Origin of the sequence: Pantoea sp. WMus005 (genome assembly GCF_013415305.1) — a bacterium.
In the GTDB taxonomy this organism is placed as follows: Bacteria; Pseudomonadota; Gammaproteobacteria; order Enterobacterales; family Enterobacteriaceae; genus Pantoea; species Pantoea rara.
Window position 1 is genome coordinate 1,033,428 of the sequence record NZ_JACBXU010000001.1, and the last position, 23,532, is coordinate 1,056,959.

Here is a 23,532-nt window from a genome sequence, read left to right on the forward strand (position 1 = left end):
TTGTGGTTTTTAACGCAGCGGAATTTCCCGCAAGGTTAGATCAACCGGCCAGCAAAAGCGAACGCTGGCGCCGCCCAGCGGGCTGGACTCAATAGTAACATTGCCGCTCAGTGCCTGGGCTATAGAGTGAACAATCGCCAGGCCGAGTCCGCAGCCGCCTGTGGCGCGATCGCGGCTAGGATCAAGCCGGACAAAGGGTTCGAAAACGCGCTCACGCTCTTCCGGCGGAATACCCGGGCCATCATCTTCAACCTGCAGACAGCCAGTCGGGCCGTCGAACCATAAACTGACGCGCAGCCGCTGTTGGGCATAGCGCAGTGCGTTGTTCACCAGGTTATCCAGCACCCGCTCCATCAGGCGGGTATCAGAAATGCCGATGTTTTCCCGCTGTGGCAGGTCAAGGTCAAGGCGTATGTCCGGGTTGATGGTGCGGAAATCGTCCAGTCTTTCGCCTAGCCAGCAGGCCAGATCCAGCGATTTCAGATTGAGATCGACGCGGGGTCGGTCAAGGCGCGCATAGGTCAGCAGTTCCTCAATCAGACTTTCAAGCTGGCCGATGTCGCGATTCAGCGCTACCCGTTCGCCATCTGTGAGGTTGTCGCTCATCTCCAGCCGATAACGCAGACGCACCAGCGGTGTCCGCAGCTCATGCGCGATGCCATCAATGAGCTGCTTCTTGCTGGCGACCAGCGTGTTGATATTCTCGGCCATCTGGTTAAACGCGATGCCGAGCCGGAACAGGCTGGAGGTGCTGTCAAAATGGGTGCGCACATCCAGCTCACCACGGCCAAAGCGCTGAGCTGCTTTCTCCAGTCGCTGCATCTCCTGCCAGTGGGGACGCAGCCAGATAAACACCGGCAACGCCAGCGACATGCCTATAAACACCAGCAGGGCAATATCCAGCAGGCGCATCTGATGCAGATAGAAGAGATAGGGGATCGGCCCCACTGATAATACATAGTGGCTGCGCGGGATATGCTGCAAAAAGGTGTACTGGTCATCGAGCGCGACAATCTCCCCGGCGCGCAACCGACGCATATTGCTCTCATCAAGCTGATATTTGTTCATCGGCTCAATATGCAGGTCGAATGACAGGCCGAGATCGAGACTCTTGATGGTTTTATTCCAGTCACGCGGCGGAATCTCGCGCAGTTCGCTACGAATCAGATAGAGCGAACTGGCCATCAGGTCATTCATCGACTGGCGGCCTGCGCGCTCAGCAGTAAACTTGTAGACCAGACCCACCAGTAGCGCCATCACCAGAAAGCAGACGAACAGCAGCAGATAAAACTGAATAAAAAGCTTTCTCATAGTCCGCGGGTATCCCAGGCCTGAGGCGCAAACAGATAGCCTTTATTACGGATAGTTTTAATGCGAAACGGCTCGGTGGCGCTGTCATGCAGCTTTTTACGCAGGCGGGAGATTGCCACGTCGATGCTGCGGTCCAGGCCGTCATAGCTGACGCCACGCAACGTTTTCAGCAGCGCATCCCGGTTAAGTGTCTGGCCCGCATGGCTGGCGAGCACCCACAGCAGATCGAAATCTGCGGTGGAAAGAGCGATCTGCTCCTCAAACAGCGTGACCTGGCGGTTCAGAGCATCAATGGTCAGCGAGCCAAAACGCAGCATGCGGTTGGCGGCAGGTGCGCTCGGTGTATCTTCGGGCTGTCCCTGATGGGACTGACGCAGATGCAGGCGCAGGCGAGCCAGCAGCACCGCGGGCGGGGTGGTTTTCAGGATGTAATCCTGCGCACCCATCTCCAGGGCCAGAATATGGTTCATGTCGCTGTCGAGTGAGGTGAGCAACACGATCGGCCCCTGCCAGTTGGCCCGCAGGTCACGGCAGATGGTCATGCCGTCCTTGCCTGGTAACATGATATCCAGCATCACCAGATCGGGCTGCTGTTCAACTATCACTGATTCAGCACGGTCACCACGCGTCTCGACGATCACCTCAATATCATGGCGGCCAAGGTAAGCCGCAATCAGCGAACCCACTTCGGGTTCATCTTCTACATAAACAATTTTGTTCATAGTTCACAGAGCAGAGACAGGAGTGAATGAAAGCATATCTTTTCCTGGTCCTGAGCTCTACGTTATCGCACGAAATATCCGTGGCTTGCTGGTATACAACCGGCAAAATGTGCAATCATTAGCGCGGCCTTTTTGCGCCAGGTTTGGGATATTGATGATTACCATGAGGAGCGTTAGTGTGTCTGATAAAGAGCTGGCATCAGCCATATACCCCGACCGCATCTGCTTCAATTACAGTGACTTTCTTTCCGCTTCCTGCAAAAAACGCTGGAGCTTCGTCGATGCTATTTATGGTGTAATGCCGATCTTTGGCATGGTGACACGTAAATCAGCACACCGTTTACAGGGCAGTGACGACCCGTTAAAAGAATTAGCATTACAAATCATTTCTACTCAGGTTAGCGACGAAATTAACATTGCGCGCCTGATTACTCTTGCGGAACAGCAGCAGATCAGCCGCTTCGATATCCAGCTCCCTTATCCGCTGTCAGCGGAGCAGCTGGACGCGATCCATCATGAATATTCGAAGCCGCTGAATCTCACACAGCAGGATGACCTGCTGTGTGTCTCTATTCCGGCACTTTCACACTAAGAGCCGCTACCATCAGGTTTTACGTTGTCAGCTGCCACACTGCGGGCAGCGTCGCGGCAATCAGCAATCCCATCGCAATCCTCTCCAGCGAAGTCAGCGAAACATCTGCGCGGCCGCCGCGTCGGGCAAACAGAAACAGCAGCAGGCCCGGTGTATAGAGCACCACTGACATCATCAGATGCAGGGGGCCCGAGGCGTAGAGCAGCCAGATGCCATAGACGCTGGCACCCACGCCAACCGCCATCGCGAGCGGCTTATGCTGTCCGTGCACCACTTTGATCAGATATAACCCCACCAGCAGATAGGGCACCAGAATCATCTCCGATGCAATGGTCAGCAGGTTATTGTAGTTAGCACCGGTCAGAGCAATCAGAATCAGGCAGAGCTGAATACTGCCGTTGGTCAGCCACAGCGAGGCTGCTGGGGCGTTATGGCGGTTCTGCCGGGCAATACTGCGCGGAAACGCACCCTGTTGCGCGGCAATCAGCGGCACTTCAGCGGCCATAATCGTCCAGCTCAGATAGGCACCACAGACCGAGATAATCAGGCCCACCGCGATCACCGCATCGCCCCAGTTGCCCATCAGTCGGGTCATCAATCCCGCCATGGACGGGTTACGCATCCCGGCCAGTTCAGCGCGCGGCACCACGCCCAGCGAAAGCAGTGTCACCAGCAGATAGACCAGCAGCGCAGCCAGCACGGCGAAGAGTGTGGCGCGGCCCACATCCTTTTTCTGGCGCGCGCGAGCAGAAACGACGACCGCACCTTCCACCCCGATAAAGACCCACAGAGTAATCAGCATGGTCTGCTTGATCTGCTCCCAGAGCGGTTGTCCCAGCGTGACCCCGGAAAAATCGAAGCGAAAGCGATCATAGTTAAACGCCATCACCGCCAGCACAATAAACAGCAGCAGCGGCACCAGCTTGCCCAGCGTCGCCATCAGATTGATGCTGGCGGCGGTCTGCACGCCACGCAGCACCAGCCAGTGAACCAGCCACAGCAGCACGGATGCACCCAGCATCGCCTGCCAGGTATTGCCATCACCAAAGATAATGCGATCTGGCGTATCGGTGAAAAAGCTCAGGGCAGAGAAGACAATCACCAGATAAGAGACGTTGGCGATTACGGCGCACAGCCAGTAGCCCCAGGCGGAACAGAAGCCCATCAGTTCGCCGAACCCGGCGCGGGCGTAGGTAAAGATACCGCCATCCAGGTCGGGTTTAAGGCGGGTCAGTAGCAGCATGGCCAGCGACAGAAAGATAATGCCGACGCCAGTAATCAGCCAGCCCAACAGCAGTGCTGCCGGACCGGCCACTGCGGCCATGTTTTGTGGCAGACTGAACACGCCTGCGCCCAGCATCGAGCTGAGTACCAGCGCCGTCAGTGCGCCGAGACCTAATTTTTTCTCCAAAACAACCTTCCCGCTAGCATACATGGCTGGGTAAACCGGAGTTATCGCTGGGTTATGTCAGCCCAGGGGCACAATTCAGGGACAATATCCGGTAAAACAGGCGGTGGATTTTACGGAGTGTGGCAGGGGATCGCAATGCGTGACTATGCAAAACAGCGCAGCAATTATGCAAACAGCAGGGCGGCGGACGCCGCCCTGTGGGGGATTACTTAAACAGGTCAGCAGTCACGGTCAGGTTACCGCCGCTCTGGTTCTGCCACTGACGGGTGACATGATAGAACTTCGCACCTTTATCAGCCGCACGCTTCGCCACTTCTTCTGAAATCTCAGTAGGCGTACCGAAGTGGCCGGTGAAGGTCACGGTATCAAACGGCTGCATCTGCGCGGCCGTAATCGCGTTGACTTCCTGCACCGATTTACCGTTAGGCAGATTTACCGTGTAACGCTTACCGGTAGAGCTTTGTGTTTCGAAGAAACGGCCCACTTTGTTGCTTGGGGTTTCAGATGAGGCTACGCCTGGAATCTCTACGCTGGCTGCCGCCGCGCCACCGGTTGCCAGTGCAGCTTTGCCCGCTTCTGAATCGGCTGGAATGGCATTGGGTGTCTGCACGGCGCGTTCTTTAGCATCCGCTTTATAGACATAGGCAGTGACGTACTGGTTGCCGCCGCTATTAGCATCGATCTGGCGAACGATAAAGAAGGAGGCCGCGCCTTTCTGTTTTGCGGCTTTTGAAATCGCGTCGTTTACGTCCGGCTGGCTGGCAAAGAAACCGCTGACCGAAACGGTATCGAACGGTTCGAGTCTGTACGCTTCTGCTTTTGGCAGTTCGTTGATGCCATTAAAGCGACGATACGTCGTTGACTCGGAGGCTGCCGGGGCATCGGCTTTATAGAGGTCAGCCGTCACGCGCCAGTTACCGCTGTTACCGTTACTGTCGTTGATCGCCTGGATGTAATAAGAGGCAGCGCCCATCTGATCTGCACGCTTAGAGACTGCATCGGCAGCGTCGCCGATGGCGTTGAAACGGCCGGTGATATTAATACGTTCGAATGGCTTCAACGCGGCCGCTTTTTCTGGCGTTAACTCCTGCGCAGCGAATGCGTTGGCTGCCAGCAGGGACAACAAGGTGGACGCCAGAATAGTGTTCTTCAGCTTCATAAAAATAATCCTTCGCCTTACGCAAAAATGAGTACGAAAACGTGCTGGACTCTTGATGTATAACAGATTAGCCGCTGATTATTGCATGATATAAACAGACTGTCGCAGCGATTTTTTGTGTCAGATCGCGTTATTCAACCATGATTTTTTCATTTGTTTGTCATCAAACGCCGTTACGGCCCGTTTTGGTCATGGTTACCACTAAAAGCGATAACTATTAGCAGTTAAACAGTTAAATTATTGTTAATTAAAGGTTTTTATTGATGGTTAATTCGCCCATACATCATTATCCCCGGCAGAATATCTGCCTGCTATGGTGTTTTGCAGTGTGATAACGCAGGTTTTTTAGCAGAACGCTGAATAATTGGGTGAATGTCATCACTCTGTGCAACCGCTATAGATCGCTTGTCACATTTTAAGTAGGTTATAAACACTTTGAAATACCTGCATTTCAACTATAAGCAGCTGAAACAGCGTTTCAGTTGCGGTGTGGCAATGCAGATTCGGGCCATCATCTTTCACCGATGAAAGGAAACACTATGTTAATTGGAATACCCAAGGAAAGGTTGCCAAACGAGTCACGCGTGGCCGCCACGCCAAAGACCGTGGAACAACTCATCAAGCTGGGTTTCAGCGTCACCCTTGAGCATGACGCAGGTAAACGCGCCAGCTTCGACGATGAAAGCTATATCGCTGCCGGTGCCACACTCAGCAACAGAGAGCAGGTCTGGCAGTCCGATATTGTGCTGAAGGTGAATGCACCGGATGACGAAGAAATTGCGCTGACCCGAGCGGGCAGCACGCTGGTCAGTTTTATCTGGCCCGCACAGAATCCCGACCTGCTTTCAACGCTGGCTGCACGTCAGGTCACGGTCATGGCAATGGACTCGGTGCCGCGTATTTCACGGGCGCAGTCGCTGGATGCCCTGAGCTCCATGGCTAACATTGCCGGTTATCGCGCCATTGTTGAGGCAGCGCATGAATTTGGACGCTTCTTTACCGGCCAGATTACGGCCGCCGGTAAAGTGCCACCGGCAAAAGTGATGGTGATTGGGGCTGGTGTTGCCGGGCTGGCAGCGATTGGCGCAGCAGGCAGTCTGGGTGCAATTGTCCGGGCATTTGATACCCGTCCTGAAGTCAAAGAACAGGTGCAGAGTATGGGTGCCGAATTCCTCGAACTCGACTTCGAAGAGGATGCGGGCAGCGGTGATGGCTATGCCAAAGTCATGTCCGAGGCATTCATTAAAGCGGAGATGGCGCTGTTTGCCAGTCAGGCTAAAGAGGTGGACATCATTGTCACTACGGCGCTGATCCCAGGTAAACCCGCTCCGAAACTGATCACCGAAGAGATGGTCGCCAGCATGAAGCCGGGCAGCGTAATTGTTGATCTGGCGGCGCAGACCGGCGGTAACTGTGCACTGACCGTCGCAGATCAGGTCACCGTCACACCTAACGGCGTCAAAATCATTGGCTACACCGATCTGCCGAGCCGTCTGGCGACGCAATCTTCCCAGCTTTATGGCACTAACCTGGTCAACCTGATCAAACTGCTGTGTAAAGAGAAAAATGGCGAAATCCAGGTCGATTTTGAGGATGTGGTGGTGCGGGGCGTCACCGTGGTGCGCGAGGGTGAAGTCACCTGGCCGGCTCCGCCGATTCAGGTTTCGGCAACGCCAAAAGCTGCACCGACAGCCGCGAAGCCAGCAGAAAAAATTGAAGCGAAGCCCGTTTCTCCGTGGCGCAACACTTTGCTGATCGCCCTAGCTATCGTACTGTTTGGCTGCCTGGCCAACGTGGCACCCGCCGATTTCCTCTCCCACTTTACCGTGTTCGCGCTCGCCTGCGTGGTGGGTTATTACGTGGTATGGAACGTCAGTCATGCGCTGCATACGCCGCTGATGTCTGTGACCAATGCCATATCCGGCATCATCGTCATCGGTGCGGTGTTGCAGATGGGTCACGGTGGCTGGGTCACCTTTATCTCCTTTATTGCCGTGCTGATTGCCAGCATCAATATCTTTGGTGGCTTTACCGTCACCCAGCGCATGCTGAAAATGTTTCGTAAGGGGTAACACATGTCTGGCGGATTAGTCACTGCAGCCTATATTGTGGCTGCGATTCTGTTTATCTGTAGCCTTGCCGGTCTCTCGCGTCACGAGACTTCTAAGCGGGGTAATATTTTCGGTATCAGCGGCATGGCGATTGCGCTGGTCGCCACCATCTTTGGCCCGGACAGCGGTAACGTGGTCTGGATTCTGCTGGCGATGGTGATTGGCGGTGCTATCGGTATTCGTCTGGCGAAGAAAGTCGAAATGACCGAAATGCCGGAGCTGGTGGCAATTCTGCACAGCTTTGTCGGTCTTGCCGCGGTACTGGTAGGCATCAACAGCTATATCGATCATGCGCCTGGCCTGCCAGCGGTGATGGAGAATATCCATCTCAGCGAAGTGTTTATCGGTATCTTTATCGGTGCTGTCACCTTCACCGGTTCGCTGGTGGCCTTTGGCAAACTGTGCGGCAAGATCTCCTCAAAACCGCTGGCGTTACCGCATCGTCACAAGCTGAATCTGCTGGCACTGGTGGTCTCGTTCCTGCTGTTGCTTTGGTTTGTAAATACCAGCAGCACCGCTGCACAGGTCTTTGCACTGCTGCTGATGACGGTGATTGCGCTGGCGTTTGGCTGGCATCTGGTCGCGTCGATTGGCGGTGCCGATATGCCGGTCGTGGTGTCTATGCTGAACTCCTACTCTGGCTGGGCTGCTGCGGCTGCCGGTTTCATGCTCAGCAACGATCTGTTGATTGTGACCGGTGCGCTGGTCGGTTCCTCCGGTGCGATTCTCTCCTACATTATGTGTAAAGCGATGAACCGTTCGTTTATCAGCGTGATAGCGGGTGGATTTGGTACTGACGTCAGCAGTGGTGATGAAACGCAGGAAGCGGGCGAGCATCGTGAGATCACGGCTGAAGAGACTGCTGAGATGCTTAAAGCTTCCAGCTCGGTAATTATCACTCCAGGCTACGGCATGGCAGTGGCCCAGGCGCAGTATCCGGTTGCGGAGATGACTGCCCGGTTGCGCGCCCTCGGCATCAACGTGCGTTTCGGCATCCATCCGGTAGCGGGGCGTTTGCCGGGTCACATGAACGTGCTGCTGGCCGAGGCCAAAGTGCCTTATGACGTGGTGCTGGAGATGGACGAAATCAACGACGATTTCAGTGACACCGACACGGTGCTGGTCATTGGCGCTAACGACACGGTCAACCCGGCGGCGCAGGATGATCCCCGCAGTCCGATTGCGGGCATGCCGGTGCTGGAAGTCTGGAAAGCGCACAACGTCGTGGTCTTTAAACGCTCAATGAATACCGGCTATGCCGGGGTGCAGAATCCGCTGTTCTTCAAAGAGAATAGCCAGATGCTGTTTGGCGATGCCAAAGCCAGCGTGGAAGCGATTCTCAAAGCGCTGTAATAAAAAAGGGCGGCCAATCAGCCGCCCGTCTTCTTTCAGAGGAGGATTACTCCTCCTCATCCTCTTCATCATCCAGATCAATCGGCGATTTGAAATCGTCAGGCTTAAGTGCCAGCAGATCGCAACGCAGATGGTCAATCACCTGTTCCGCCGTATTGCCCAGGAACGCCGCCGACAGGCCGGTGCGCCCGATGGTGCCCAGCACTACCACACCGGCACCGAGATGCACCGCCAGATCGGGAATGACCTCTTCCGGCAGGCCTTTAGCCACATGGGTAAACTCTTCACCAATTGAGAATTTCTGGCGCAGGGCTTTCATTGCCACCAGATGCTGACCCCGGATGGCGTCGTTATAAACGCTGGGATCAAAATCGGGCAGCTCGATAGCAATATTGATAGGGGTGATCGGGTAGGCACCGACCAGATGCACTTCGGTCTGATTGACTTTTTCCGCCAGCTTCACCGTTTCGCGAATCAGTTTCTGATTCAGGCCATCGTGATGTGGTTCTTCACTGGCAAGATTGACCGCGACAATCGCTTTACCCCCTTCCGGCCAGGGCTGATCTTTGACCATCCAGACCGGGCACGGGCATTTACGCAGCAGATGCCAGTCGGTCGGGGTAAAAATCACGGACTCCAGGCGATCATGCTGATGCGCCATCTTGAGCACCAGGTCATGCTGGTGGGCAAGCACTTCCTGAATAATGGCCTCAAAAGGACGGTTGTGCCAGATGACCTTGATATCGATTTCGACACCGGCATCAAGATAAGCGCGGGCCTGCTCGCGGATCCATTCGGTACGCTGGCTGATGACGCCCTGGCGCATAGACGCGCGCTCATCCGGCGAAAGCAGGGTGGTCATTTCATATGAGAAGTCATAGATAGGCAGGAAGGCTTTGATTCTTCCGCCAAGGCGTTGATTCAGATAGACCGCACGTCGCAGCGCGGGCTGATCGTCTTGCTGGGCATCAATGGCGACCAGAATATTTTGGTACTGGGACATGAGGCGTTCTCCTTAAACCAGAGCGACTGGAATTAAGATAGCCTATGTTGAACAGCGGAAGAAGTGAAAAAGTTACTGCCGGATCAACAAAATAAGATTTATTGATCCGGCTGCAAATCAGGCGGCCTGATGGCTCTGACCCGCTAGCTCTTCCAGCAGGGCGTGGTTTTCAATGGTGATGTATTTGCCTTTCACCGCCAGCATGCCGGACTTCTGGAAACGACCCAGCAGGCGGCTGATGGTTTCAACCGTCAGGCCCAGATAATTACCAATGTCGCCTCGCGTCATGGTGAGGCGAAATTCACGCTGTGAAAAACCGCGCTGGCCGAAACGACGGGACAGGTTCCAGATAAACGCCGCCAGGCGCTCTTCTGCATTTTTCTTCGACAGCAACAGGATCATATCCTGGTCGCCTTTAATTTCACCGCTCATCAGACGCATCATCTGCTGACGCAGGGCCGGCATTTTACCCGACAGGTCATCCAGTGTTTCGAACGGGATCTCACAGACCATGGCTGTTTCCAGCGCCTGCGCAAAGCTGGGGTGGCTGGAGCCCATGATGGCATCAAAGCCGACTAAATCGCCCGCCAGATGGAAACCGGTGATTTGCTCATCACCCTGTTCGGTAATAGTGTAGCTTTTAATGGTGCCGGAGCGAATCGCATACAGAGACTTAAGTTCATCTCCCGCTTTGAAAAGGGTTTGCCCTTTCTGAATGGGTTTTTTACGCTCAATGATATTGTCGAGCTGATCCAGCTCATGTTCATTTAACGTGAAGGGGATGCAGAGTTGACTGATGCTGCAATCCTGGCAGTGAATGGCACAACCGCCCGACTGAATACGACGAATGCTGCGTTTTTCAGGGATCATAATGGTTTGCTCGACGATTATTGACTGGGGTCAATTTTAACATTATTTGTGCTTAAGGGAACTCATCCGAGCAGTTTTACACCCACAAACATTATGGGTGAAGCACACAACGTCAAACGCTGATGTGACGGGCTTCTCAGAACGCCGGAACACCATACTGTCACGATAAGTTTCCGCTTATATGATTTGCTAAACGATTCTGCACTGCCCGTTACGTTCGAAAAAGTGGGGGTGGTCCGGGGGTTGCAGCATTTGCTACGCTAACTGTTAAAGCCTGAATTGCCCACTCGATCAATTTAACCAGGTGTGAGAAAACCATGAACCTTGATGATAATGATCTCTTTCGGGATGCCATGGGCGATGTCACGCCGTTAAAAGACACCACCACGACCCTGTGGCTGAAAGCGCCGTCGACCAAAGCGCCTCGCAAACCACCGGGCGAATCTGAGCAGGAGAACTTCCTGACGCGGGGTTATCTGGAGATTGTGCCGCTTAATACGCCGCTGGAATACAAAGCTGACGGCATCCAGCAGGGGATTCTGGATAAACTGCGTCGGGGTGAATACAAGCTGGATGCCAGCCTGAATCTGTTGCGGCAACCGGTGGAAACCTGCCGTCAGGCACTGTTCAGCTTTATGATGCAGGCACACAAACAGGGCTTGCGAAATCTGCTGATTATTCACGGCAAAGGCCGTGATAACGAATCCCATGCCAACATTGTACGCAGCTATCTGGCACGCTGGTTACAGCAGTTTGATGACGTACAGACTTTTTGCGTCGCTCAGACCCGCCATGGCGGAGGCGGGGCACTGTATGTGGGATTGCGTAAAACTGACAAAGCGCGCCTTGAAAACCGCGAGCGGCATGCGAAACGCAGCCGCTAGCTATGAAACTTACGAATGGTGGACATTAACACTTCGGCACTCAGACTCAGTTCTGCGCCGGTGCGGGTAATGATGCCCACTGGCTCGCCCGGCCCGGACGAGTTGATTGGCAGTGCACAGACCGCGTTGTGGCTGAGGTCTTCTTTAATCGCCCCGGAGGGAACGAACCAGATATAGTCGTAGCGCAGCGCCAGCTGGCGCGCCAGGGAAGTTGAGGAAGTCTCAATGCAGTGCGGGGGCAGGGTGCAGCCCTGTTCATCCAGCATCTGCTGCGCAATGCGGCGCGGCGCGGTTCCCTCGGGGGAAATGACAACCGGCCACTGCATGGCACGTGAAAGAGTGACGTTGTCACTAAGTAATGGATGTTCTGGCCTGACCACAAGCTTCAGCGACTCAAGAAACAGCAGTTCATAGGTTAGCCCGGTCATCATGTCGCTGTCTGCCATCCGGCCAATGCCAATGTCAAACTCCCCGCCGCGTAATCCCGCCAGCAGTACATTGTTATGCAGCGTGGCCACCTGAATAGTGGTATTGGGCTGCAATTGATGAAAACGATCGAGGATGCGAGGCAGCATCCCCATCGCGGCCGTGGTTAATGCCCCCAGCCGGATAATGACTGGCGCATCGCCCGGCTGCTCATTAAAACTCTGTCCGGCATGGTTCAGCGCGTCGAGCACCCGCACCGCGTGGGTCAGAAACTGCTCCCCCATCGTTGTCAGCTGCGCGCCCAGCCGGCCACGTTCAAACAGACGGACGCCCGTTAACTCTTCCAGTTCATTCAGAGTTTTAGACAGGGCAGGCTGGCTCAGGTTAAGCGTCTCAGCCGCCCGGCCCAGAGTGCCTTGCTGCGCGACCGCAACAAAGGTATGTAAATGGCGCAAGCGAATGCGCTGATTGAAAAGGATATTTTTTTCCATACCCTAAACTTAATGAGAATGACCGCCTTCAGGCAACTGTTTAAAATGAATTCTGTTAACTTTGCTGCAAATTTATTTTAACAAACAGCGTCGAATGCGCGTTTTATTAAATAACTCACTGATATACAAGCAGTCAGCAGAAAATGGCCGTGAAGTGCTTACTCTCTGGACGGCTCTGAATCAACAACTTACCAGCTTAAAGCTGAATAATTCTCACTATCAACTAAAATTCTGACCGTTTAACATTAACGATCGGCTATCATAAACGCCGTTTTTTTTACTTAAACTGATGCCAGATTCCGTTATTCAGGGAGTGTTCATTGACCAGTGTCGAGGCGGTAGATGTCCGCCAGCTTATCAACCAGCAGGCGCTGAGCCACTGGCAAAAGCGGCTTATTGCCCTCTGTTTCATTGTGGTGGCTCTCGATGGCATGGACATTGCGATCATGGGGTTTATTGCACCGACGCTGAAAGCCGCATGGAGCGTAACCAACCATCAGCTCGGGGTTGTCATCAGCGCCGCCTTAATCGGACTCGCGCTGGGTGCGATGGTAGCGGGGCCGCTGGCTGACCGCTATGGTCGTCGTATGATGATTATTCTCAGCGTCTTCTTTTTCGGTCTCTGGACCCTGGCAACGGCGCTGTCGCAGAACATCGAACAGATGATGCTGTTCCGCTTCCTTACCGGAGTGGGACTGGGTGCGGCGATGCCCAACGTCGGCACGCTGGTGGCGGAATATTCGCCTGAGCGGCGCCGGGGCTTTCTCATCACGGTTGTCTTCTGTGGCTTCACTTTCGGGGCCGCCTGCGGGGGCTTTGCCGCCTCCTGGCTGATACCGCGTTATAACTGGCACTCCGTGCTACTGCTTGGTGGCATTCTGCCGCTGCTGCTGCTGCCATTTTTGATTCGCGGCCTGCCGGAATCGGTGCGATTCCTCATCAGCCGTGGTGCACCGTCTGAGCGCATTCACGCTATCCTCGACAGGATGATGCCGGGCAAAACCCATCCCGGCTGTGCGTTCTACGCGCCGGAGGCAACGGCGCCTGCAGGCAGCGCGATAGGCACCGTCCTGTCACGCCGCTATCTGTTTGGCAGCGCCATGCTGTGGGGCGGCTATTTTATGGGGTTGTTCATGGTCTACCTGATAGGCAGCTGGCTGCCGTCGCTGGTGAATACCCTGGGCATGTCGGTCACCGAAGCGGCGATTATCACTGCGATGTATCAGGCTGGCGGGACGCTGGGATCGCTGTTTGCAGGCTGGATGATGGACCGCTTTAACGCTAACCTGGCGCTCGCGGCGATCTACGGCTGCGGCGGACTGTTTATAGTCGCACTCGGCTTTTCGCCTGCGGAAGTGGGCATGATGAGCACCATCGCCTTCTGTAGTGGCTTCTGTTTTAACGGTGCTAATACTGGCATGAATGCATTATCTGCGAGCTATTATCCGACTCACGCCCGTGCCACCGGCTCCAGCTGGATGCATGGTGTGGGCCGTATCGGCGCTATTTTAAGCGCCTTTGTGGGTGCGGAGATGCTGTCGCTCGGCTGGTCTTTCAGTTTCATCTTTCTGCTGCTGGCGATACCGGCTGTGATCACCACCCTGATGCTGCTGTTAAAAAACCGCTACGGCTTTAAGCCGATCACAGATTCGTGATTTTTTCCGCTGACTCCAGCGCGTTGCATTACATTAGCAGCAACGCTCATGGTACCAGGTGGATAAGATGGACAACTTTCTCAGCGCGGATCTCATCCGCACCCGTTTCTCCCAGGCGATGTCAGTCATGTATCAGCAGGAAGTGCCGCAATATGGCACGCTGATGCAGCTGGTAGCGACCGTCAACGACCGCGCGCTGGAAGCGGATATCGCGCTGAAAGATCGCCTCACGGCCGCCGATGAAATCGGCCGACTTAACCTGGAACGTCATGGTGCGATCCGTGTGGGCACGGCAGAGGAATTAGCCACACTGCGGCAGCTATTTGCGGTAATGGGCATGCATCCCGTGGGCTATTACGATCTCTCTCAGGCCGGGGTGCCGGTACATTCTACGGCGTTCCGGCCGGTCAGCGATGCGGCGCTGCGGCGCAATCCCTTCCGGGTTTTTACCTCGCTGTTACGCCCTGAACTGATCGACGATGAGGCGCTGCGCGAAAAAGCAGCGGAGATTCTTGCTGCACGCGACATTTTCACACCCCGTTGCCGGGAGCTACTGGAACAGCATCAGCAGCAGGGCGGATTAACCGACGATCAGGCCACTGAATTTGTTATAGAAGCCCTGGAAACTTTCCGCTGGCATGCCCACAGCAGCGTCGACAGTCAGACCTATCAGGCGCTGAACCAGCAGCATCGACTGATTGCAGATGTGGTCTGCTTTCCCGGCTGTCACATCAACCATCTCACGCCGCGCACGCTGGATATCGACCGTGTCCAGCAACTGATGCCATCCCGTGGTATCGATCCGAAAACCCTGATCGAGGGACCGCCACGTCGTCAGGTGCCCATTCTGCTGCGTCAGACCAGCTTCAAAGCACTGGAAGAGCCGATCATCTTTAAGGATGGTCATCAGGGAACACATACAGCACGCTTCGGTGAAATCGAGCAGCGTGGTGTGGCGCTGACGCCCGCAGGGCGTGCGCTCTACGATCGGCTGCTCAGTGAGGCGGGCAGCGGCCAGGATAATCAGCAGCACCAGCAACATCTGGCGGCGATTTTCCGTGATTTTCCTGACGACGAGACCACGCTGCGCCAGCAGGGACTGGCCTGGTTCCATTATCGCCTGAGTGAAAAAGGCATCGCGACGCCGCCTGCTCAGGGGGAATCGCTGGAGACGCTCCTCAACGAGGGGCGTGTGCTGGCAGATCCCATCATCTATGAAGATTTCCTGCCCGTCAGCGCGGCGGGCATTTTTCAGTCCAACCTCGGCGATCGGGTGCAGGTCCGCTCGGCAGGCCAGTCAAGCCGGCAGGCGTTTGAAGCCGCGCTGGGCGCCGCTGTGCTGGATGAGATGGCGCTGTATGAAGAACGCCAGCAGCGATCGCTGGCTCAGTGCGGCATCCGAACGGCCTGAGTGTATTTGCGGGCAACACCCCGGTTGTCCGCAACATTGATGGTACTGAAGCAGAACAGCCACGACTGTTTGGTCATCGTCACCTGAAACCCCAACGCTTAACCCGTTAGCGCAGGTTTACGCGCGTGAGTATCTTGATCTGTTAGGCTACTGACTGAATAAGTGCAGCAGAAGCACCCATGATGATAGCCGAACGACGCTCTCACGTGTGCTGGCCGTCTATCACCCCTTTCATGAGTGATAAACGACGTTAAAGCATCTTCTCAGATGACGCTCTCAACCTGTTGATGAGCCTGTTTACGCCTTCCTCTCACTCTTCGGCATATTCTGCAAATCCCTCCCATACCTGGACAATGCTGGCAGGCCTGCAAATAATGGAGGAACGTTTGAACAGGGAAACAGGAATGAAAAACGAAACAGGTCTGAGGATCATGACTGCTGAGGGTGAGTTGCGTGGATGCATGGACGATGACCTTTTCGTATTCAAAGGTATACCTTATGCCGCGGCACCGGTTGGCGCATTGCGCTGGCGTCCGCCTCAGCCTGTCACGCCCTGGCATCAGGTGCGCGACGCCACCGCGTTTGGGGCCTCTGGCTGGCAAAATCGGACCTATTGCCAGGCGGTGGGCGGCGGCGATCCCGGTGAGTTCAGTGAAGATTGCCTCTACCTGAATGTCTGGACACCCGATGTTGAGCCGTCAACGCCACTGCCGGTGATGGTCTGGCTGCACGGTGGCGGCTACACCATCGGCGCGGGCGGGCTGGTACCTTACAGTGGCAAGCCGCTGGCATCACTCGGCGCGGTGGTGGTTACGCTCAACTACCGGCTCGGCCATCTCGGTTTTTTCGCTCATCCGGCCCTGGATAATGAGTATCCAGCTGCGGGTACGGTGAATAACTTTGGTTTGCTCGATCAGATTGCCGCACTGCAATGGGTGCAGCGCAACATTCCTGCTTTTGGCGGCGATCGCCGTAATGTGACACTTTTCGGAGAATCCTCTGGCGCACGGAGCGTTCTGTCGCTCTGCTGTTCACCGCTGGCCGAAGGGTTGTTTCATAAAGGGATCGTGCAGAGCGCCTATAGTCTGCCTGACACGCCACTGAAAAAAGCGCGTCAGCAGGGCGTGGCAGTGGCCCGCCATTTGGGCCTGCCACCCGATGCCAGCGCCGATGCGTTACGCGCACTGCCTGCCGATGCCTTCTGGTCGCTGGAAGGGGCGCTGGCAATCCCGCCAGTTCCGATCGCCGGTGATGCCGTCCTGCCCGAGCCGATGCTGAAAACCTTTATGGCTGGCAAACAGCACCGTCTGCCGCTGATGGCGGGCAGCAACAGCGATGAAGCCAGCGTGCTGGAATATTTTGGCGTGGACGCTACCGCCGTGTTGCATCAGCTGCGGGCGAAAAATCGTCTTACTTACCGGACGCTTAAATGGATGTATGACATCCATGACGATCAGCGGCTTGGACGTGCTGTGGCGCGCGACATGGCCTTTAGTCTGGTGCCGTGGCTGGTGATGCGGGCGCAGCACAATGCCGGAATGCCCGGCTGGCGCTACTGGTTTGATTATGTCTCTGAGCATGCGCGCGATCTCTATCCGCACGGTACCTGGCACGGCAACGAAGTACCCTATGTTCTGAATACGCTGAGCCTGATGCCCGATCCTAATGAAGCGCGGCCATTCAGTGAGGCCGATCGGGAATTTGCCGAGCGGGTCAGCAAGTACTGGTTTACCTTTGCCCGGGATGCCACAGAATATAAGCATCAGCTGGAGGGCGAGGTGGTCTGGCCAACCTGGCACCCCGGTAATGACGTGACGATGTCACTCGGCTCGGATCGCGAGAGCGGGCTGGTTTTGAAACGAAACTTTATGCGGGCCCGTATGCGGCTTTTCCGGCTGTTAATGACGCGAATGGTCAGGCTTTAAAAATGGCCCTGAAGATTAGGCTGCTAACCATTAAGTTTCACGAATGGAATAAATCTACTTATTTAATTTTAACTTTATGAATTTAGTTATTTTTATTCTAAATAATCCTATTTAACGCTGTAAATTAATAGGTAACAAAACCGTTACATTTTCACTATCACATGCCGATATACCTCCTATGCCCGACGCTTCGGGTCAACGTGTATAGGATTTTGGTATGGGAATGCTCAAAAATTTTACCATTCGTGCAGTAATGCTCACGATTCTGGGACTGTTTTGCTTACTGTGGAGCGGCGTCGGGCTATATAGCATCCACTCTCTTGGCGCGCTCAGCGAAGGCAACGATGTTGACCGTCATCTGGTTGAGCAAATGACAGTGCTGAGCAAAGGGAACGATCAATATTTTCGTGTCGTTACGCGCTTATCCCGCTTGATGGAAGTCAAAGCGGCAGGCAAAGCGCTGACCGATGAGTCTTATGCCCCGGTGCAGCAGGCGCTGGATGGTATGACCCAGCAACTGGCGCGCTTTAAACAGCTGGCCCCCGGTGCTATGACCCCGGAAGTGGTGGATGGCGTGATTCAGACCTGGCAAAAGTTGCTGGATGAGGGAGTGACGCCACAACTGCAGCTGGCCCGTCAGGCTTCACCTGATGCCTATCGTCAGCAGGCGAACAACGTTACACCGCCTCTCAGCCGCGCCTTTGGCGTCAGCGCAGAGAAATTCAGCCAGGGGGCAGCTCAAAAGCTGGATGCCACGCGTGTTGAGGTGGATCACCTTACTGCGATGACCAAGACGATTATCACCATCACGGTGATTATTGGCCTGTTTATTCTGCTGTTTACTGACCGTTATCTGGTGGCGATGCTGGTTCGTCCGCTGGAGAGCATTCGCAACCACTTTGCGGTCATCGCCACGGGCGACCTCAGCCAGCCGGTATCCGATTTCGGTCGCAACTGCGTCGGTAAACTGGTCCCGTTGCTGAGCGCCATGCAGGACAGTCTGCGTGAAGCGGTCAGCGCTATTCGCAGCGGCACAGAGAATATCTCGCGCGGTGCGGCAGAAATCTCTGCCGGGAACAATGACCTCTCTTCACGTACCGAAGAGCAGGCCGCTGCGCTGGAGCAGACTGCAGCCAGCATGGAGCAACTGACGGCGACGGTGAAATTCAACGCCGACAACGCCCGTCAGGCGAGTCTGCTGGCAGAAACCGCGACCACCACGGCACAACGTGGCGGCCAGCTGGTCAGTGAAGTGGTCACCACCATGGATGGCATTTCCGGCAGCTCGAAGAAGATTGCAGAGATCACTAACGTGATTAACGGCATCGCCTTCCAGACCAATATCCTGGCGCTGAATGCCGCCGTCGAAGCGGCACGTGCCGGTGAACAGGGCCGGGGCTTTGCAGTCGTGGCATCTGAAGTGCGTAGCCTGGCGCAGCGCAGTGCCAATGCGGCCAAAGAGATTGCGACGCTGATTGAAGAGTCGGTTCAGCGTGTAGGTAAAGGCGCCGAACTGGTGAGCACCACCGGCGGCACCATGAATAATATTCTGAAGTCGGTACAGGATGTCGATGCGATCATGAAGCAGATCGCGTCAGCCTCGGAAGAGCAGAGCAAAGGCATTTCCCAGGTGGGAACAGCCGTCACTGAAATGGACAGCGTGACACAGCAGAACGCCTCACTGGTTGAAGAGGTCTCCGCCGCCGCGAGCGCGCTGGCACTGCAGACGGAAGCGTTACAAGCCTCTGTATCGAAGTTCCGCCTCTCCAGCGACCACAAGAGCGCACCGGCTATCAGCAACAGCAACAAACCTGCCGCGCCAAAAGCCCCTGTGCTGAGTGCGCCTCAGGCCAAACCTTCTGACAGTGGTGACTGGGTGACTTTCTGATCCCTGCTAAGCCATGCCACCAGTTCCGCCAGGAGCGGTGGCGCATCCTTTGCTGGCCGTTGCAGTAAACTATAAACGGCACCGGTTTTAACCTCGCCAGCGAACGGCTTAATCAGCCTGCCGCTGGCAACATCGCTCTCCACCAGATTGCTGTCGGCAATCGCCACGCCAAACCCCTGAATGGCTGCACTGATCGCCAGGTCCATCGTGGCAAAATGTTGATTCCGTTTCATGCTCAGCGTCACCTGCTGCGCCTGCAGCCAGCACTGCCAGTCACGCATATCCGCTGTGGGATGCAAAAAGGTCATTGCGGTCAGCGCAGCCAGCGAGTCCGGGCAGGGCTGCTCAGCCGCCATTACCGGCGTCAGCGACTCACTGAACAGGCAGATCCCCTCAGGATGCGGCTTTCCATAGACAATCGCCGCATCAAAATTCTCAAGCTGCGCAGCATGATCCAGCGTTGTCGTCAGGGCCACATGCAGTTCCGGCCGCTGTTGTTCAAGTGCCATCAGCCGGGGCACCAGCCAGCGCATTGCACAGGTTGGCGCTTTGAGGCGAATGCTGGCCTGACTGCGGCGAACCTTTTCGCTGGCCTGAACCATCATTTCAAAACCCTGACTGAATTCAGGCAGCAGCGCGGCGCCCTGTGGCGTCAGGCGCAGGCCGCGTGCGTGGCGGTCAAATAGCATTACGCCCAGCCACTGCTCCAGCGCGGCAATCCTGCGACTGACAGCGCCCTGCGTCAGGCACAATTCGCGGGCAGCATGGGTCAGATTGAGATGACGGGCGGTGACCAGAAAGGCGTGAATGGCATTAAGCGGCAGCGATAATCGCGACACGGTGAACCTCAGCTATGCATTTTTATCATGGCTATTATGATGACATTTCGCTTGCCGACTCAAGTCTCAGCCCGTTCAATAGTTATTTACCACATCTGACCGGTTATCCCCCTGACGGAGAAAATATGTCCCTGAAAACGCCTGTCGCTTTCCACTCAAAATTGCCGGACGTCGGCACGACTATTTTTAGCGTGATTGGCCAGCTCTCGGCGCAGCATCAGGCGATTAACCTGTCGCAGGGCGCGCCAAATTTCCCCTGTGATCCGGTGCTGGTCGACTCAGTCAGCCGTGCGATGCAGGAAGGGCATAATCAATATGCCGCCATGATGGGCCTGCCCGCCTTGCGCGAGGCGCTCGCCAGCAAAGTGCAGGCGCTCTATGGGCAGAGATATGATGCTGCCAGTGAAGTGCTTATCACCGGCAGCGCCAGCCAGGGGCTCTATATGGCGATTACTGCGCTGGTGCATCAGGGCGATGAGGTGATCTTCTTTGAACCGGCATTTGATAGTTACGCGCCGGTGGTACGACTGCAGGGCGGAACGCCAATAGGCCTGAAGTTGCAGGTGCCATCGTTTGCCATCGACTGGGCTCAGTTGCGGGCCGCGATCACGCCGCGCACCCGCATGATCATCATTAATACGCCACACAACCCCAGCGCACAGGTACTGACTCCCGAGGACCTGAATCAGCTGGCTGCATTGATTCGCAATACCAACATCGTGGTGCTCTCCGATGAGGTTTATGAGCATATTCTGTTTGATGGTCGTCCGCACTGTGGAATGGCGACCCATCCGGAGCTGGCGGCGCGCAGCGTCATCGTCTCATCGTTTGGCAAAACCTTCCACGTCACCGGCTGGCGGGTAGGCTACTGCCTGGCTCCGGCAGAGCTGATGACCGAACTGGTGAAAGTACATCAGTTTATGATGTACGCCGCCGATACGCCGATGCAGGTTGGATTTGCTCACTATCTGCAGACGCCGGAAAACTATCTGTCGCTCAACGCTTTCTATCAGCAGAAGCGTGATCGGCTGATCGCCCTGATGCAGGACTCCCCGTTCCGGTTGCTGCCGTGCGCCGGTTCTTTCTTTATGCTCGCCAGCTATGGACATTTCAGTGACGAACCAGACAGTGAAATGGTAAAACGTCTTATCGTCGATCACGGTGTGGCAACCATACCGCTGTCGGCGTTTTATATGGATGGCACAGACAACAAACTGATTCGTCTCTCTTTTGCGAAAGACGAGGCGACACTAAAGGCTGGCGCGGCTGCGCTATGTGCTTTTTCTCACTGAATCACGCCTCCGCGTGATGCACCGGGAACAGGTAACCAGGAATTTTCGGGGTAAATAATGAAGAAACTGAACGCGCTTTTTCTCGCTCTGGGCATGATGACATCGTTACAGGCACTGGCACAGGATTTACGTTACGGTGTTGAGTCACAATATCCGCCGTTTGAAAGCCGCAATGCAAAGGGTGAGCTGGAAGGTTTTGATATTGAGCTGGGCAACGCCATCTGCAAGGCAGGCAACTTCAGCTGCCACTGGGTCGAGAGCAGTTTTGATGCGCTGATCCCGGCACTGCAGGCGAAGAAATTCGACGCCATTAACTCGGCGATGAACATCACCAAAGCGCGCGCCAAAAGCATCGCGTTTACTCAGCCGATCTACCGTATTCCGACCATGCTGGTGGCGAAAAACGGTGAAAATCTGGCACCGACCGCCGACAGTCTGAAAGGTAAAAACATTGGGGTCTTGCAGGGTTCCATTCAGGAAACCTACGCGAAGAAACATTGGGAGACGCAGGGCGTCACGGTCACGTCGTATCAGGATCAGAACCAGGTTTACAACGACATGGTCGCGGGACGCCTTGATGGTACGCTGGTGATGTCCGCTGCCGGTCAGTCGGGTTTCCTCGATAAGCCACAGGGCAAAGGCTTTGGCTTTGTCGGCAAGCCTGTCGAAGATGACGCGATTCTTGGCTCGGGCATCGGTTATGGCCTGCGTAAAGATGACGCGCAGCTGAAGCAGTCACTGGATGCGGCGATCGCCAAAGTGCAGGGCGATGGCACCCTTCAAAAGCTGGCTGAAAAATACTTCCCGGGTATTGATGTCAGCGCGAAGCCATAATCGCAAGCGGGCGCGTCCTGCGCCCGATTTTCCTGCTTAACCCGCGGCCAGATAACAGAGTTTTTCCGCCACCTGATAGGATTTCACAAACGACGTAATCGGCAGGAACTCGAAACGTGAATGGAAGTTATGCGCGCCGGTAAAGAAGTTCGGCGTCAGCAACCCTTTGGCTGACAGCGCAGCCCCATCCGTGCCGCCACGCATCGGAATTACCTTCGGTTCAATCTCCAGCGCGTCAAAGGCGTTGAAGATCAGGTCAATCGCCCGACGATCCTCACCCAGTGCATTACTGATATTGCTGTAAATATCAGCAATGGTGATGTTCACCTCGCCGGTCGGATAACGCGTCGCGAGCTCCTCTGCTGCCTGCTGTAACTGCTGCTTGCGCGCCGCGAAGCTGGCGAGATCAAAATCACGAATCGAGGCTTTAAGCGTCGCCCTGCTGGCATTGGCCTGAATCTCATTGAACCAGATATAGCCTTCGCGACCTTCGGTGTGCTCCGGGGTCTGCTGCCGATCAAACAGGCTGATGTAGTCATGGGCCATCAGCAGCGGATTGACCAGCACGCCTTTGCCCGACATCGGATGTGCCGGTACGCCGGTAAACACAATCTCTGCAGCGGCACCATTGAAGTTTTCATACACGACTTCGCCCAGTTCGCAGCAGTCGATGGTCCAGGCAAAATCGACATTAAAACGCGTTTCCAGATCCAGCGCTTTCGCACCGCGCAGGCCAATCTCTTCGTCCGGCACAAAGGCCACCACGATGTCGCCATGGTCGCCTTTAAGGTTCGCCATCAGCGTCATCACGACGGTAACCGCCGCTTTGTTGTCTGCGCCCAGCACGCTGGTGCCATCACTGAAGATTACCTGCTGACCCAGATAGGGCGCGATCTCCGGATGTTCATCACGGCGCAGCCAGATAGCCTGCTCTGCGTTCAGACAGAGATCTTCGCCCTGCCAGGTGAGGATCTGCGGGTGGATATCGGGCGACAAACCAACATCCACCGTATCGATGTGCGTAATAAAGCCGATGCGTGGCGCGTCAGGACGGTTGCCGTGTTTCACCGCCGTCACCGTGGCATGTTCATCAATGACCACTTCATCCAGCCCTAAAGCGCGCAATTCATCCGCCAGCAGTTCCGCCATGGCGTGCTGGCTCGGTGTGCTGGGCAACGATGTCGATTTTGCATCGCTCTGACTGCTGACGGCGAGGTAACGGAAAAAACGTTCGGTGAGTTGCGACTCAAGTTTGTCTGTCATCACTATTCCTTATTAGTCAGCCACTGGCAGGGTTCGCTATGGTGCCGAATCGTGCTATCAATGAAGCATCTGAATGATTCATTTAGATATTG

General features: G+C 55.3%; 19 protein-coding genes. 10 read left to right on the forward strand and 9 right to left on the reverse strand.

The features are described from left to right. Positions 1-9: 9 nt before the first annotated feature. Positions 10-1,311, reverse strand: a complete 1,302-nt coding sequence (gene rstB / locus HZZ01_RS04580) for a two-component system sensor histidine kinase RstB (protein WP_179895685.1) — start codon at positions 1,309-1,311, stop codon at positions 10-12. Beyond that, positions 1,308-2,033 carry a two-component system response regulator RstA gene (gene rstA / locus HZZ01_RS04585; RefSeq protein ID WP_179895686.1) on the reverse strand — a complete coding sequence of 242 codons (726 nt, stop codon included), beginning with the start codon at positions 2,031-2,033 and terminating at the stop codon, positions 1,308-1,310. Before rstA ends, rstB begins: the two co-directional genes overlap by 4 nt. 178 nt (positions 2,034-2,211) lie before the next feature. Between rstA and HZZ01_RS04590 the strand changes: the two genes are divergently transcribed. Further along, complete coding sequence (locus HZZ01_RS04590) at positions 2,212-2,625, forward strand: hypothetical protein (protein ID WP_179895687.1); 414 nt, start codon at positions 2,212-2,214, stop codon at positions 2,623-2,625. A gap of 19 nt (positions 2,626-2,644) precedes the next feature. On the opposite strand, the gene HZZ01_RS04595 is transcribed toward HZZ01_RS04590, so the two are convergent. Beyond that, the gene (locus HZZ01_RS04595; RefSeq protein WP_179895688.1) at positions 2,645-4,036 is read right to left on the reverse strand and encodes a basic amino acid/polyamine antiporter; all 1,392 of its coding nucleotides are present in this window, start codon (positions 4,034-4,036) and stop codon (positions 2,645-2,647) included. 205 nt (positions 4,037-4,241) lie between these two features. Then, a complete protein-coding gene (gene ydgH, locus HZZ01_RS04600) occupies positions 4,242-5,195 on the reverse strand; it encodes a DUF1471 family protein YdgH (protein ID WP_179895689.1) in 954 nt (317 codons plus the stop codon). 539 nt (positions 5,196-5,734) lie between these two features. Between ydgH and pntA the strand changes: the two genes are divergently transcribed. Both pntA and pntB read left to right on the forward strand, forming a co-directional pair. Then, on the forward strand, positions 5,735-7,267 hold the full coding sequence (gene pntA / locus HZZ01_RS04605) for a Re/Si-specific NAD(P)(+) transhydrogenase subunit alpha (RefSeq protein ID WP_179895690.1): 1,533 nt from the start codon (positions 5,735-5,737) through the stop codon (positions 7,265-7,267). 3 nt (positions 7,268-7,270) lie between these two features. Further along, on the forward strand, positions 7,271-8,659 hold the full coding sequence (gene pntB, locus HZZ01_RS04610; protein ID WP_179895691.1) for a Re/Si-specific NAD(P)(+) transhydrogenase subunit beta: 1,389 nt from the start codon (positions 7,271-7,273) through the stop codon (positions 8,657-8,659). Positions 8,660-8,705: 46 nt separating this feature from the next. Here the strand turns inward: pntB and uspE are convergent, their stop codons facing one another. Together uspE and HZZ01_RS04620 are read right to left on the reverse strand one after the other, a co-directional pair. Further along, complete coding sequence (uspE, locus tag HZZ01_RS04615) at positions 8,706-9,662, reverse strand: universal stress protein UspE (protein ID WP_179895692.1); 957 nt, start codon at positions 9,660-9,662, stop codon at positions 8,706-8,708. A 117-nt stretch (positions 9,663-9,779) separates the two neighbouring features. Then, entirely contained in the window at positions 9,780-10,532 is a 753-nt protein-coding gene (locus HZZ01_RS04620; protein WP_010244686.1) for an FNR family transcription factor, read from the reverse strand. A 317-nt stretch (positions 10,533-10,849) separates the two neighbouring features. Between HZZ01_RS04620 and smrA the strand changes: the two genes are divergently transcribed. Then, positions 10,850-11,416: a DNA endonuclease SmrA gene (smrA, locus tag HZZ01_RS04625; protein ID WP_179895693.1), complete on the forward strand. Its 567-nt coding sequence runs from the start codon at positions 10,850-10,852 to the stop codon at positions 11,414-11,416. Here the strand turns inward: smrA and HZZ01_RS04630 are convergent. Further along, a complete protein-coding gene (locus tag HZZ01_RS04630) occupies positions 11,413-12,333 on the reverse strand; it encodes a LysR substrate-binding domain-containing protein (protein ID WP_150010199.1) in 921 nt (306 codons plus the stop codon). The genes smrA and HZZ01_RS04630 overlap by 4 nt on opposite strands. Positions 12,334-12,653: 320 nt before the next feature. Between HZZ01_RS04630 and HZZ01_RS04635 the strand changes: the two genes are divergently transcribed. The 4 genes from HZZ01_RS04635 to HZZ01_RS04650 all read left to right on the forward strand — a co-directional run bounded on the left by HZZ01_RS04635 (position 12,654) and on the right by HZZ01_RS04650 (position 19,212). Next, positions 12,654-13,988, forward strand: a complete 1,335-nt coding sequence (locus HZZ01_RS04635; RefSeq protein WP_179895694.1) for an aromatic acid/H+ symport family MFS transporter — start codon at positions 12,654-12,656, stop codon at positions 13,986-13,988. Between the two features lie 67 nt (positions 13,989-14,055). After that, positions 14,056-15,399, forward strand: a complete 1,344-nt coding sequence (locus HZZ01_RS04640) for a VOC family protein (RefSeq protein ID WP_179895695.1) — start codon at positions 14,056-14,058, stop codon at positions 15,397-15,399. A 404-nt stretch (positions 15,400-15,803) separates the two neighbouring features. Beyond that, positions 15,804-17,324 carry a carboxylesterase/lipase family protein gene (locus HZZ01_RS04645; RefSeq protein WP_179895696.1) on the forward strand — a complete coding sequence of 507 codons (1,521 nt, stop codon included), beginning with the start codon at positions 15,804-15,806 and terminating at the stop codon, positions 17,322-17,324. 217 nt (positions 17,325-17,541) lie between these two features. After that, positions 17,542-19,212 carry a methyl-accepting chemotaxis protein gene (locus HZZ01_RS04650; RefSeq protein ID WP_179895697.1) on the forward strand — a complete coding sequence of 557 codons (1,671 nt, stop codon included), beginning with the start codon at positions 17,542-17,544 and terminating at the stop codon, positions 19,210-19,212. Here the strand turns inward: HZZ01_RS04650 and HZZ01_RS04655 are convergent. Next, a complete protein-coding gene (locus HZZ01_RS04655) occupies positions 19,170-20,051 on the reverse strand; it encodes a LysR substrate-binding domain-containing protein (RefSeq protein ID WP_179895698.1) in 882 nt (293 codons plus the stop codon). The two genes, HZZ01_RS04650 and HZZ01_RS04655, sit on opposite strands and share 43 nt — an antisense overlap. 125 nt (positions 20,052-20,176) lie before the next feature. On the opposite strand from HZZ01_RS04655, the gene HZZ01_RS04660 reads away from it, so the two are divergent. Continuing rightward, entirely contained in the window at positions 20,177-21,343 is a 1,167-nt protein-coding gene (locus HZZ01_RS04660) for a methionine aminotransferase (RefSeq protein WP_179895699.1), read from the forward strand. A gap of 57 nt (positions 21,344-21,400) precedes the next feature. Further along, a complete protein-coding gene (locus HZZ01_RS04665; RefSeq protein WP_179895700.1) occupies positions 21,401-22,177 on the forward strand; it encodes a transporter substrate-binding domain-containing protein in 777 nt (258 codons plus the stop codon). 36 nt (positions 22,178-22,213) lie between these two features. On the opposite strand, the gene pepT is transcribed toward HZZ01_RS04665, so the two are convergent. After that, positions 22,214-23,440: a peptidase T gene (pepT, locus tag HZZ01_RS04670; protein WP_179895701.1), complete on the reverse strand. Its 1,227-nt coding sequence runs from the start codon at positions 23,438-23,440 to the stop codon at positions 22,214-22,216. Positions 23,441-23,532 lie beyond the last annotated feature (92 nt).